Below are 12578 nucleotides of genomic sequence, written 5' to 3'. Positions count from 1 at the left end.
CGCAGCACAGGCCATGTGACGTGTCCCGGCTTCCCGGACGGTCGGGGTCGGGTGGCTGTGATGTGTCGCTGCGTTCTCGTCGAGGGGGTCAGCAGACTCGATCAGGGTCGATTGGGATGAGACGCGAAGGCGGTCAGGTCAGGGCGGCCGAAGCCGGCCGGCGGGGTAGCGTCGGTCACGTCGAGGTCTTTCGGATGGATGGCGTAGGAACCTCCATCGTCGGGAGACCTCGACGTCTATCTGCGGACCGACGCGCCCGGCCGACCTACACCCTCATCTGGGAAGAGCCGCTTTGACTATGAGGACCGTCTTCACCGAAGGCATGGACGAGCAGATGGGCCTGCTCGTCACTTTGTTCGGCTTCGCGGTCTCGTTCCTCGTTCGTCCTCTTGGCGGCATGGTGCTCGGACCACTCGGCGACAAGATCGGTCGCCAGAAGGTCCTCTTCTTCACGATGGCCACGATGGCCACCGCCACGGCACTGATCGGCGCGCTGCCCACCGCGGCCCAGGTCGGTCTATGGGTCATCATCCCGCTCTACCTGCTCAAGATGATCCAGGGCTTCTCCACCGGCGGCGAATACGCCGGTGCCACCACCTACGTCTCCGAGTTCGCCCCGGACAAGTCTCGCGGCTACTGGGCGTCGTGGCTCGATGTCGGCTCCTACCTCGGATTCGCCGCCGGCGCCGGCACCGTGGCCATCACGACCGTCGTCACCACGTCCATCAACGGCGAGAACGCCATGCTCGACGGCGGCTGGAGGATCCCGTTCCTCATCGCCATCCCGCTCGGCGCCGTCGCCATCTGGTTCCGCCTGAAGATCCCCGAGACCCCAAGCTTCGAGTCGAGCGAAGAAGCCGGCCGCGACATCAAGGTCAAGGACGACAAGTACGCTCGCCACGGGCTCATCGGCGTCGTTCGCCACTTCTGGAAAGAGATCCTCATCGGCATCGCCGTCGTCGCAGGATCGCAGACTGTCGGCTATGCGCTCACGAGCTTCATGCCCACCTACTTGGAAGAGACCGTCAAGGTCTCGAACGTCCAGGCAGCTGCGGCCACGATCCCGGTCCTCGTCGTCATGTCTGCCTGCCTGCCGCTCATCGGCAAGCTCTCAGACAGACTGGGACGCAAGTTCGTCTTCATGGCGGCCGCGATCATGACGATCATCCTCATCATTCCCGCCTTCGCCGTCATGCAGATCGGTGAGATGTGGGCGGTGATGGTCGCTCTGTTCATGGTCGCCCTGCCAGCCGGGTTCTACATCGCCTGCCTGGCCTCGACGCTGCCCGCCCTTTTCCCGACCGCATCTCGCTACGGCGCGATGGGCCTGACGTTCAACCTCGGTGTCTCCCTGTTCGGCGGCACCACGCCGCTGGTCGCCCAGGCACTCATCGACGCCACCGGCAACTCGTTCATGCCCGCGTTCTACATCCTGTTCTTCTCGGTCGTCGCGCTCGTCGCCGTGCTCCTCATGAAGGAATCCGCGCACAAACCGCTGCCGGGGTCGTTCCCGACCGTCTCCACCCATGAGGAGGCCGAAGAGCTGGCTCGGACCCAGGCGGAGAACCCGGATATGGACATCGAGGCGATGCCGATCGTCGACATCGACCCCGACAAGGCACCTGCCTGATCGAGATCCACACGCGATCGGGTACTCGATCTGATCACAGACAGCGACACCGGGCCGTCCCGACAGGGGCGACCCGGTGTCGCTTTACTCCCGTGCCGATTCCACCTGACACGGCAAGGTAGAGTCCGGGTGAGCGGGGAAGCGCTTGAAGAAGTAGAGGTTCGACGTCACGAGTTCGGCCGCCTCGGCGGAATCGCCCGCCTCGATGAGGTCGACGATCCTCGGCAGCTCACGGGCGGAGTCGACGGTAATGGTCCCGATCTGGTCCTGGTGTCGGTAGAGGCGCGACTGATCACGCAGTCGCAGGCTGATCGCGGCTGCGCGCGCACCGAGCCCGTGTTCGAGCAGAGCTTCGTGGAATCGGCGATCCTGGGTGTAGAACTCGGCGATCTCACCGCTCTCGGCCGCCGCCACGGTCGCCTCGGCGAGTTCGCGCAGACGGTTGACCGCGCCGGCTTTCGCCGTTGATTCGGCGAGCTCGCGGGCGGCCGGAACAGCGAGGAGGACACGGATGCGGATGATCTCCTCAAGGTCCGCCTCGGTGACGGGGACGAGACGGAAGCCCCGATTGGGCACAGCCTCGACCGTTCCTTCGGTCACGAGCGCCATCATCGCCTCACGAACGGGACTGAGAGAGATGCCAAGCTGCTTGGCCAGCCGGGCGGCCGAATAGATCCGGTCTTCGGCGAGCTCACCGGAGATGATGGCATCGCGAATGATCGCCAGCGCCTGCTCGCGCAGCGACTCGGTCTGCGGTCTCATTCGCTCCATCACGTTTCCCTCCCTCACCTCACTGTGCACAATCGGCTTCCATCGGCTATTGACAGCATAACCGCGAGATCGCACGATAGAGGCAGGTAATCGGTAACCGATTACCCAGTGTCGCTCCCCTGTCGGAGCCGTTCCTGCAACGAAGGAGGAACCCATGACCGCCGATCCCCAGCTCGGCACGTCCGCCGATCCGCTGCTCCAGCCCTTCGACCTCGGAGGCCTGACCCTGCGCAACCGCATCGTCTCGACTTCGCATGAGCCCGCTTACACCGAGCTCGGCATGCCGAAGGACCGTTACCGGCTCTATCACCGGGAGAAGGCTCGCGGCGGAGTCGGGCTGACGATGATCGGCGGCTCGGCCGTCGTGTCCAAGGATTCCCCGGCCGCCTTCGGCAACATCGATCTGTCCACCGACGAGGTGGTGCCCTGGCTCTCAGCGATCGCCGAAGACTGCCACGACGAGGGCGCAGCGGTCATGATTCAGACGACCCACTTGGGGCATCGCTCTTCGAACTTCGCGGGTGACTGGCTGCCCCTGGTTTCGACTTCGCGAACGAAAGAGGCAGCGCACCGTTCGTTCACGAAGGCCATGGAAGACTTCGACATGGATCGCATCGTCGCCGACTTCGCCGCCGCGGCCGCCCGCGTCGCCGCCGCCGGTCTCGACGGCCTCGAGGTCATGCACGCCGGGCACCTGCTCGACGCGTTCCTCGCTCCGTGGCTCAACGACCGCGACGACGAGTACTCCGGTGAACTCGAGAACCTGATGCGGTTCCCGCTGCGCGTCATCGACGCGGTCCGGGCGGCCGTGCCCGAAGACTTCCAGGTCGGCATCCGCATGGCCGTCGACGAACGCCGCGACGATGGCATGGACGAGGCCCGGGCCACCGAGGTCCTCCAGACCTACACCGCGCATGGCATCGACTTCCTCAGCCTCAACGTCGGGCTGATCAGCTCCGACCGGGAACTCGCCGAGGCAATCCCGGGCATGGGCACACCCGCGGCACCGTGGCTCGACACCTGCCGCCGCATCCGGGCCGCGATCGACATCCCGGTCCTCCACGCCGCCCGCATCGCCGATGCCGCGACCGCCCGGTTCGCCCTCGAGGACGGGTGCCTCGACCTCGTCGGTATGACCCGCGCGCAGCTGGCCGATCCGCATCTCGCACGCAAGATCGCCGAGGGGCGGGAGGACGACATCCGCCCCTGCGTGGGCGCGAACATGTGCCTCGACTCGATCTACACCTCAGGCTCGGCGACCTGCATCCATAATCCCGCCACCGGTCGCGAAGCCGAACTGCCGCAAGAGGTCCCCCACGACGCTGAGGCGGCTCCGAAGCATGTCGTCATCCTCGGTGCCGGCCCGGCCGGGCTCGAAGCCGCCCGTGTCGCTGCCGTCCGCGGGCACCGGGTGACGCTGCTCGAGGCCGATGACGCACCCGGCGGGCAGGTGCGCATCGCCGCTCGTTCGCAGCGACGCCGCGACCTCATCGGCATCATCGACTGGCGCGTCCAGCAGTGTAAGAAGCACGGGGTCGATCTGCGGCTGAACACCTTCGCCGAGGCGGACGACATCCTCGCGCTCGACCCCGACGTCGTCATCGTCGCCACCGGAGGGGTTCCTGACGCCGGGTATCCCTTCCGTGAGCAGGGCCCAAGCTTCGACGTCTGGGATGTCATGGACGACCGGCTCAAATCGAAGCAGCGGGTGCTCGTCTTCGACGACCACGGGTTCTACCCTGCCCTCGACGCCGTCGAACGATTGGCTCGGGGAGGTCAGCAGGTCACCTACGTCAGCCCCGAACGCACGATCGGCATCGATGTGGGGTCGATGAACTCCCCCGCCTATCTTCAGGTGTTCTCCGAATTCGGAGTCGAGGTCCGCCTCGGCGAGCGCCTGACGGAGAAACCGCGGATCGAGGGAAAGGAGATCGTGGCGAGGCTGCGCAACGACTATTCGGATCGGGAGACCGAGGTCATCACCGATGCCGTGGTCGTCGATTTCGGGACGACACCGAACGATGAGGTCTACTTCGAGCTCAAATCACAGTCGTCGAATCACGGGGCGACGGACCTTGAGGCGTGGGTGCGGGGACAGCCGCAGCCGGATTCCGGCGCCGACCCGCAGAGCACATCCACCGGCTCCGAGGCGGGGCCGAAGTTCGCGCTCTACCGGATCGGTGACGCCGTCGCCTCCCGCAATGTGCATGCGGCCGTGCTGGAAGGACTGAGAGTGGGAATGGGGCTGTGAGTGGCCCAGTGACGACGATCTGCACAAGCATCGATTTCCATACTGCCGGCGAACCGTTCCGGATCGTCGCCGAACCTCCGGTCGAAGCCCCCGGCGGGAGCGTGGCCGAGCGGCGGGAACTGGCCGTGCCGGGCTCGGAGGTCGATGATCTGCGCAGGCTGCTGTGCTTCGAACCTCGCGGTCATGCGGACATGTACGGCGGCTTCATCACCGCCCCCGATGATGACGGTGCCGATTTCGGGGTCCTCTTCTGGCACAAGGACGGGTTCTCCACGGCCTGCGGCCACGGGACGATGGCGCTCGGGGCGTGGGCGGTGTCGACTGGGCTCGTTGCGGTCAACCCGTCCGGGACTACAACAGTGACGATTGATGTGCCCTCGGGGAGGGTGCAGGCTCATGTGCACACGGACGGCAAGGGACGGGCCGCCGCGGTGGATTTCGTCAATGTGCCCAGCAGGCTCATCGGCACGGACATTTCGGTTCCCACGAGCCGAGGACCGGTGAGCATCGACCTCGCCTGGGGTGGGGCGATCTATGCCCTCGTTGACGGCGCGCAGCTCGGTATGGCGCCACCGGGAGGCTCAGATGACAGCGGAACAGGCGGCGGGAGCAGCGGTGTGGTTCTGTCGGAGAATCTCACCGCGCTCATCGGGCTCGGCCGTGAGATCAAGGCGGGTCTGGCCGGTCGCCCGCAGACCGTGCATCCGGACGACGATCGCCTCTCCGGCGTCTACGGCACGATCTTCGTCGACCGATTCGGGACCGTGCCCGACGGGGCGCTGCACCAGCGCAATGTCACGATCTTCGCCGATGGTCAGGTGGACCGCTCTCCCTGCGGTTCGGGAACAGCGGCTCGTTTGGCCGCTCTCCATGCCACCGGTGAGCTTCGACCCGGGCAGACGCTGGTCCATGAGTCGATCGTCGGCACGCGTTTTCGGGCGAGAGTGCTCGAGGAGACCGCTGACGGCGTCGTTCCGGTCGTCAGCGGCAGTGCTCACCGCGTGGGCACCGCGACCTTCGAGATCGACCCGCTCGATGACCTCGTGCCCGGGTTCGTGCTGCGGTGAGCCGTCCTGGACTACTTCGTCGATTCGAAGTTGAGAACATCCAGCGCCCCGATCTGAATCTCCTCGCGACCTCTGCGCTCAAAACAATGCCTGCTTGACCCGTTGCAGAATCGCTGACCGAGTTATTCGAACCGCCGCCGTGCCAAGACCAATCCTGACCCGAACGTCACGGCAATGCCGAATATCACCCAGGTGACCCAGACTCGTCCAGAAGAAGCATTGTCGAACAGACCGGGCAGCAGCAGTATGAAGATTCCTGAAAACACTGCCAAACCGAATATGAGACCAGCCAGTGCATATGGCTTCGACATATCACCCTCACCCCCAGTTGAAGCTGCCTGCCGTCGTCACGGACTCACCGCCCACGTTCGCGTATCCGCACGCTGCAGAAGCCGCTCTTCTGACCAAAGATCTCGATCGTCAGCAACCTTACCGTCGATGCAGCCGCCGTGCTCGGCATCTCCGGCATCTTGCATGGGCACATGTCAACTGGCGCCGTCGATCACCGCTCGACGACGAGGTCGGTCAAGGGAGTCGAACAGCAGGGCAGGAACTTTCCGGCCGCGATCTCCTTGGGGCGGATCCTTCCGGCATGCTTCATCTCGACCTCAGCGCAAGCAGATGTGCCTACCACTTTGCACAAGGTTTCTAGCACGAGCTTCGTTGACAAATCCTGCGTGAAAGAAGTCAAGCAGGCTTACGAGAAGGTCGGGCAAGAGGCGAGTGCTGACGACCTCGAGATCTGTAAAGGGAATGTGACCGTCGAAGAAGGATCTACTGAGACAGTCGATGTCGGAGAGGCCAAAGCACTCGCTGCTACCCAAGACATGAGCAAGCACGAAACTGCTCAAGTCGTCGAAGCGGCCAAAGCTGGAAAGATCAAGAGCCGGAAATGGAAGCATGCCTACTGGGGTGGCTCCAATTACGAGAAGCATGCTGGCAGAACATACTGGAACGGTTCTCAGGCTTGGGTGAAGAAATATAAAGGTAAGACTGGGTACCACACTTGCCACTCAGAAGGCTCATGGCAGGTCGGCGGCTAAGATTGAATCACTTTTGGAGGCAGTCAGGACGAGACGGATGCAGGTGAAAGACATGGCGACCGAACAGCGTGAGCGATTCATGTCGGCGTCAGAGTGGAAATTCATTGGCTTCCTCGTTCTCGCTTTCTTGCTGACTCCTATCTTTTATGGCCTTCCGCTGCTTAGCCCATTGTTCGCTTTGAGCACGAGCGTCAGGACGCACAGAACGAAAATGGTGTGGCTCTGGGTCGTCGCTTCGCTCCTAGTATTGATGTCGATCGCACCGTTCATCCTCAAACTCGCCAGACTGAGCAACTTCGTCGTTGACTGACGATATGGTGCGTCACCGTTAGTGCACAGTCAGTGCGCGCCCGAATACAGCGAACCTCAACGTAAGCGACCTCAGCAAGATCGACACCCTGCCGACCCTTGCAGCGCTCTGTCGATGCCGACGCGGCACGCTCCACTCCATCACCGTCGAACCCACTACCGACACCAGCACTCTCCGCGTATGCGCCCGCCGCGGCGATGGATCGAAGAACGCGCTGTACGCGAAGATCCAGCAGCAGGTCGCCGACGACGCCCCCATCGTCCCCGTCGCCTACCAGAAGGCGCTGGACGGGGTGAGCAAGGACGTCGTCGGCTTCCGACCCTATGTGCGCGGCACCTACGGCCTCAAGGAGACGAAGCTCAAGCACTGAACGACGGACTCACTCACCTCTCGACGACGAGGTCGGTCAAGGGAGTCGAACAGCAGGGCAGGAACTTTCCGGCCGCGATCTCCTTGGGGCGGATCCCTCCGGCATGCTTCATCTCGACCTCACCGCTGACCAGCACGGACTTGCAGGTTCCGCAGGCGCCTTCCGAGCAGGATGAGGGCACCGACAGTCCAGCGTCCAAAGCGGAGTCAAGGACGGTCGTGGACTCATCGCAGTCGACCACGCGCCCCGAGACCGCGAATTCGACCGCATGGCTCACACCGGTGGGCCCGCATGCGCCGGCCCCGGCTCCCGCGGCCCTCGCCCTCGCTTCGGCCCCGGCCAAACGATCGGCCGGTGAGGTGGCGAAGACGAACGACTCCTCATGCGTCCGAGCCTGCAGCACTCCCGCCTCGGCGAGGAGGGGACGCACCGCGTCCATGTACGGACCTGGGCCGCAGACGAAGGTCTCACGCTCGGCCGCGTCGGGGACGACCTCTGCGAGGGCGGCCGCATCGATCCGCCCGCGCCGACCCGTCCACGTCTCCGTCCCTGCGTCCCGGGAGCAGAGGATGGTCACGCTGACCCCGGCGACCTCGGCGAGCTGTTCGAGTTCGGCACGGAAGATGATGTCGGCCGGCGTCGAGGCACTGTGGACGAAGACGATGTCGGTGCCGAACCCTCCCTGGCGGGCCAGCAGGCTGCGCACCATCGACATGATCGGGGTGATCCCGGAGCCCGCGGAGAGGAAGAGGTGGCGTTCGGCCTGGTGGAACCTCGTGCTGAAAAGCCCGTAGGGCCCGTCGACGTGGAGATGATCGCCGAGCTGAACGCTGTCGTGCAGGTAAGTCGAGACCACTCCCCCGGGCACGCGCTTGACCGTGATGGTGAAGATGTTCGTGCCGAAGGGTGCCGAGGAGATCGAATAGCAGCGCTCACATCCGAGCTCGGGGAAGCGCATCGTCACGTACTGTCCGGGGGCGAAGTCGACAGCGGACATCCACCCCGCCCGCAGCTCGAAGGTCTTCACGTCATGGGTGACCTGAGTGATGCCGGTGACCTCGACGGGTCCAGTGAGCAGTTCCGGATCGAGCGGCTCCGCCACGACGGCCAGCTGGCCGGTCTGGGCGGGCGGGACCGCCGGAGCGGCCAGTCCCGCCTGCACGGGCCAGTCGGCCCATGCCCGCCCGGTCCTCGCGGGCACACGGAAGGTCGCCTTGCCTGCCGGTGATTCTGCCACCGGACCCCCTGCCGAAGTGACCGCCGCAGATGCTGCGTCGACGAGCCTGGAGGCAAGCGTCGAGTGACGGTACCTCATCGCTGCGCCCCCTTCTCCTTGTGCGCCTTGAGCTCCTTATGCACCTTGAGTCGTTCGATGTACCAGGTGACGAAGTCATCCACCTGCGATTCGGTCGGTGCGTACGGGCCGGGTTCATACGCCGGCGACGAGATTCCCAGATGCCCGCGTTCGCAGAAGGTCGCGTCCTGTTCGTTTGTCTTGATCCACACCTTCGTGAGGTTGTCGAGATCGTAGTCGACGCCTTCTTCCGCATCGGCATGGACGAGCCAGGTCGTGCGCACCAGCGTCTTGTCCTCGGCCAGCGGCAGCAGGCTGAACGTCACGACATGGTCGCCCATCGCGTGGAACCACATGTTCGGCTGCACGTGCAGCGAGGCCCGACCGAGGACGAAGGTGTCGAGGTCACCTAATAATTTCGCCGAGGCGGCCGAACCGTCCATCGTGTACGACTCGCCCAACCCGTCGAGAGCGGCCCGTTCGATCCGGAAGCCCGTCGGCCGTCCGCTGAGTTCCTCGACGAGGGCATAGGGCAGTCCATTGCGGTCGCAGTTGGCACGCAGCTGCTCCTCGGCATCGAGGTAGCGTTGGTAGGCCGGCTGCAGACGCTTGGGGATCTCCTCGGGTTCGTAACCGTAGGTGGGAAAGAATGTGCAGGTCAGCTCCGGGTGGCCGGCTTCGCAGTGGTAGCACTCGCGGTTGTTCTCCATGACGAGCTTCCAGTTCGAGTCCTCGATGAGGTCGCTCTGCGCGGCCACCTTCGTCGCGGCGATGTCATGCCCTGCCAGATAGGGTTCGATGACATTGGCCACCTCGTCGATGTCATCGGGAGGGGTGGGGCTGAGGCAGATGAAGATCAGCCCGCCGATGACGCGAACGTTCACCGAGCGCAGCGAGAAGCACGTCCGATCGAAACCAGGAGCCTGGACGCCCGCGGAGATGAGCTCGCCTGCCGGGGTGTAGGTCCACTGGTGGTAGCCGCACACGATGTTGCCCACCGAACCGGACAGGTCGCCCAGCAGCCGAGTGCCCCGGTGACGGCAGACATTGTGGTGGGCGCGGATCTCCTCATCGTCATCGCGGATGACGATGACCGAGTAGGTGCCGATGTCGATCGTGAGGTAGTCACCGGCTTCGGGCACTTCGGCGGTCGAGGCGACGAAGATCCAGGTCGAAGCGAAGATCGCCTCGATGTCGCGTGCGAAGAACTCCGGGCTGATGTAGAACGGCGCCGCCAAGGAGTAGCCGGGTACGCGTTCGTCGATGAGTCGGTCGATGTCGGTCCTGCCGTGCCCGCCCGATCCAGCGGCCATGCCCGGGCCGCTCACTCCGGAATCGGTTCTCTTCTGCTCTGGGGCCAGAGTCAATTCGTCCACCACCTCGTCGTGATCGTCTCGGCCGTTTCTCCTGCCGGCCCCTTCGCCGGCCGCGGCCCCGGAGTCTGTGCTCCTTGCCCCCAGTGTCCGCCAGAGGTTTGCTGAAGAAAAGCGAATCTTCTTCATCCGAAACGTGCAATACTATTGCATGATCGATCCGCGTCTCCACGTCCTTCGGGTCCTCGCCGAAGTCGGCACCCTCACCGAGGCGGCGCACCGCCTCGGGTACACGCCCTCGGCCGTGTCCCACCAGCTGAAGTCCCTGTCGAAAGATCTCGGCGTACGCGTCGTCGAACCTCGCGGCAGGGGCCTCGTCCTCACCCGCGCCGGCCAAGTTCTGCTCGAGCGTTCGCAGGAACTCTTCACCCGGTGGGAGGAGATCCGCGGCGAACTCGACGGTCTCGATTCCGGGCTCGACACGCGGAGCAGGCGGCTGCGTCTGTGCGGGTTCTCCACTGCCGCGGCGACCCTGCTGCCGCCGACCGCCCTGGCGGTGCTGGAACGGTTCCCCGGCGCCGAGGTGACGATCAGCGAAGCCGAACCCCAGGAGTGCTTCGATCTGCTCGTTGCCGATCATGCCGATGTCGCCGTCGTCGTGGCCACCGACCCGCTGCCGCCCCGCGGTGACTCTCGCTTCGAACAGTCCGCGCTCTTCAGCGATCAGCTCGATCTCCTCGTCCCCTCGGGTCATCGCCTGGCGAACCGGGCAGCGGTGCCGCTGAGTGAAGCCGCCGAAGAATCGTGGATCCTCGACCGCCCCGGCTCGCCGTATCACCGCTTGGTGCGCACGGCCTGCGCGGCGGCGGGCTTCCAGCCGGATCACGCCCACCAATCGCGGGAGTGGGAGACCGGCGCGGCCCTGGTCTCGGCGGGGCTCGGCGTCGCACTCATCCCGCGTCTGGCCAGGCTGCCCGACGGATTCGACGTCGTGCGGGTCCCGCTGCGCGGTGACCCCGTCCCCTCGCGAAAGATCCTCACCGGCATCCGATCCGGCTCTGGCACGCAGCCGATCATCGCCGCGGCACTGGCCACCCTCGAGTCGGTGTCCGCCGACGTGGTCCAACGGGCGAAATGACATACTGACCAGGCGCATCGGATACGAGGAGAATCATGGAAACTGGGCAGCTGCGGCGGACGATCGGACTGAGCGAACTCGTCTTCTTCGGTCTCGTCTTCATCGGACCGGCGGCCGCCGTCGGGGTCTTCGGCACCCTCGACGCCCGCTCCGGAGGTGCTGTCGCGCTCGTCTACATCGTCGCCACGGTCGTCATGGCCTTCACCGCGGTCAGCTATATGCGCATGTCACGCGAGGTCCCGCGCGCGGGCACGGTCTTCGCCTACGCCTCGGCGGGCATCGGGAAGCCGGCCGGCTTCATCGCCGGGTGGATGATCCTCCTCGACTATCTCTTCATCCCCTCGGTCGCCTACCTGTTCACCGGAATCGCGCTGAACTCGATCTTCCCGGCATTGCCCGTCTGGGTGTTCGTGGCCGTGGCCGTCGTCCTCACCACCGGCCTCAACCTCGCCGGGGTCAAGATCGCCTCGCGCGTGATCACCGGGGTCGTCCTCGCCGAGGTGGCCGTCCTCGCGCTGGTCCTCGTCCTCGGCATCGCCTATCTGGTCTCGCATGGTCCGACCCGCGGGTGGCTGACCCCGTTGACCGGGGTCGACGCCTTCTCGATGACGGCGGTGCTCGCGGCTGTGTCCGTGGCGGTGCTGTCCTATCTCGGCTTCGATTCGCTCGCGACCTTCTCCGAGGAGGCGAAGGGCGGACCGCGCATCGTCGGACGTGCCACTCTCATCTGCCTGATCCTGGCGGGAGTCCTCTTCGTTGCCCAGACCTGGGTGGGCAGTCTCCTGTCACCGCTGTCACCGGCGGATCTGCAGGCCGATCCCTCGCTGGAAGGCGCCGCGTACTACAACGCGGTCGATGCGACGGTCGGTCCGTGGCTGCACTGGCTGCTCGCCTTGGCCAAGGCCGTCGGCGCGGCGTTCTCCGCGATGATCGGTCAGGCGGCCGGCTCCCGCATCCTCATGGACATGGGCCGGGCTCGGCAGGTCCCGAAATTCCTCGCCGAGGTGGCCCCGAGGACCGGTGTGCCATGGAAGGGCATCCTCGTGGCTGCGGGCGGAAATGTCATCGTGGCCGGGTGGGCGGCGACCCGTGCCGATGGCCTCGACCAGCTCACCTCGATCGTCAACGTCGGAGCGCTGAGCGCGTTCGTGCTCCTTCAGGCCTCGGTGGTCGGCTTCTTCCTCATCAGGAAACAGGGCAGCGAGGCACCGGATCGATTCAAACACGGTGTTGTTCCGATCATCGGTGCCGGACTGCTCATCGCCGTGCTCGTGAGCGCGAATCCTCTGGCGCTCCTCATCGGAGGAATCTGGCTGCTCATCGGCATCGCGGTGTTCGCGGTGAATAACCGGCGGCGAATCCGCGGCTGAGCCGCCTCGGGGAGTGGACCA

Annotated in this window: 10 protein-coding genes; 7 read left to right on the top strand and 3 right to left on the bottom strand. The window is 65.1% G+C overall.

Annotated elements, in window-relative coordinates; translation table 11 throughout:
* Nucleotides 1-298: 298 nt before the first annotated feature.
* Nucleotides 299-1630 (top strand): MFS transporter, encoded by a 1332-nt coding sequence (locus tag EB836_RS03935; RefSeq protein WP_135537909.1) that lies wholly within the window; start codon nucleotides 299-301, stop codon nucleotides 1628-1630.
* Between the two features lie 84 nt (nucleotides 1631-1714).
* Here EB836_RS03935 and EB836_RS03930 read toward each other — a convergent pair whose 3' ends face one another.
* Complete coding sequence (locus tag EB836_RS03930; RefSeq protein ID WP_240689583.1) at nucleotides 1715-2392, bottom strand: GntR family transcriptional regulator; 678 nt, start codon at nucleotides 2390-2392, stop codon at nucleotides 1715-1717.
* Between the two features lie 163 nt (nucleotides 2393-2555).
* Between EB836_RS03930 and EB836_RS03925 the strand changes: the two genes are divergently transcribed.
* The 4 genes from EB836_RS03925 (at nucleotide 2556) to EB836_RS03910 (ending at nucleotide 7072) form a co-directional block, all read left to right on the top strand.
* Nucleotides 2556-4652, top strand: a complete 2097-nt coding sequence (locus EB836_RS03925; RefSeq protein ID WP_135537769.1) for an FAD-dependent oxidoreductase — start codon at nucleotides 2556-2558, stop codon at nucleotides 4650-4652.
* The gene (locus EB836_RS03920) at nucleotides 4649-5719 is read left to right on the top strand and encodes a proline racemase family protein (protein WP_240689582.1); all 1071 of its coding nucleotides are present in this window, start codon (nucleotides 4649-4651) and stop codon (nucleotides 5717-5719) included. Before EB836_RS03925 ends, EB836_RS03920 begins: the two co-directional genes overlap by 4 nt.
* A 482-nt stretch (nucleotides 5720-6201) precedes the next feature.
* Entirely contained in the window at nucleotides 6202-6762 is a 561-nt protein-coding gene (locus EB836_RS03915) for a hypothetical protein (protein WP_167854338.1), read from the top strand.
* A gap of 52 nt (nucleotides 6763-6814) precedes the next feature.
* Nucleotides 6815-7072 carry a hypothetical protein gene (locus EB836_RS03910; RefSeq protein ID WP_135537767.1) on the top strand — a complete coding sequence of 86 codons (258 nt, stop codon included), beginning with the start codon at nucleotides 6815-6817 and terminating at the stop codon, nucleotides 7070-7072.
* A 383-nt stretch (nucleotides 7073-7455) separates the two neighbouring features.
* On the opposite strand, the gene EB836_RS03905 is transcribed toward EB836_RS03910, so the two are convergent.
* Both EB836_RS03905 and EB836_RS03900 read right to left on the bottom strand, forming a co-directional pair.
* On the bottom strand, nucleotides 7456-8679 hold the full coding sequence (locus tag EB836_RS03905; RefSeq protein WP_240689581.1) for a hybrid-cluster NAD(P)-dependent oxidoreductase: 1224 nt from the start codon (nucleotides 8677-8679) through the stop codon (nucleotides 7456-7458).
* Nucleotides 8680-8753: 74 nt separating this feature from the next.
* Nucleotides 8754-10103 carry an aromatic ring-hydroxylating dioxygenase subunit alpha gene (locus EB836_RS03900; RefSeq protein ID WP_346763069.1) on the bottom strand — a complete coding sequence of 450 codons (1350 nt, stop codon included), beginning with the start codon at nucleotides 10101-10103 and terminating at the stop codon, nucleotides 8754-8756.
* A gap of 157 nt (nucleotides 10104-10260) precedes the next feature.
* Between EB836_RS03900 and EB836_RS03895 the strand changes: the two genes are divergently transcribed.
* Complete coding sequence (locus EB836_RS03895) at nucleotides 10261-11187, top strand: LysR family transcriptional regulator (protein ID WP_135537765.1); 927 nt, start codon at nucleotides 10261-10263, stop codon at nucleotides 11185-11187.
* Between the two features lie 35 nt (nucleotides 11188-11222).
* Complete coding sequence (locus EB836_RS03890) at nucleotides 11223-12557, top strand: APC family permease (protein ID WP_135537764.1); 1335 nt, start codon at nucleotides 11223-11225, stop codon at nucleotides 12555-12557.
* Nucleotides 12558-12578: the final 21 nt, after the last annotated feature.

Origin of the sequence: Brevibacterium sp. S111, assembly GCF_004745075.1 — a bacterium.
Taxonomy (GTDB): Bacteria; Actinomycetota; Actinomycetes; order Actinomycetales; family Brevibacteriaceae; genus Brevibacterium.
Note: the sequence above shows the minus strand (reverse complement) of the source record. Positions and strands in the feature narration are given on the sequence as shown.

Coding starts and splice junctions, on each gene's coding strand:
- EB836_RS03895 (WP_135537765.1), top strand. CDS start 10,261: ATGATCGATCCGCGTCTCCACGTCCTTCGGGTCCTCGCCGAAGTCGGC.
- EB836_RS03930 (WP_240689583.1), bottom strand. CDS start 2,392: ATGAGACCGCAGACCGAGTCGCTGCGCGAGCAGGCGCTGGCGATCATT.
- EB836_RS03915 (WP_167854338.1), top strand. CDS start 6,202: ATGTCAACTGGCGCCGTCGATCACCGCTCGACGACGAGGTCGGTCAAG.
- EB836_RS03925 (WP_135537769.1), top strand. CDS start 2,556: ATGACCGCCGATCCCCAGCTCGGCACGTCCGCCGATCCGCTGCTCCAG.
- EB836_RS03910 (WP_135537767.1), top strand. CDS start 6,815: ATGGCGACCGAACAGCGTGAGCGATTCATGTCGGCGTCAGAGTGGAAA.
- EB836_RS03890 (WP_135537764.1), top strand. CDS start 11,223: ATGGAAACTGGGCAGCTGCGGCGGACGATCGGACTGAGCGAACTCGTC.
- EB836_RS03935 (WP_135537909.1), top strand. CDS start 299: ATGAGGACCGTCTTCACCGAAGGCATGGACGAGCAGATGGGCCTGCTC.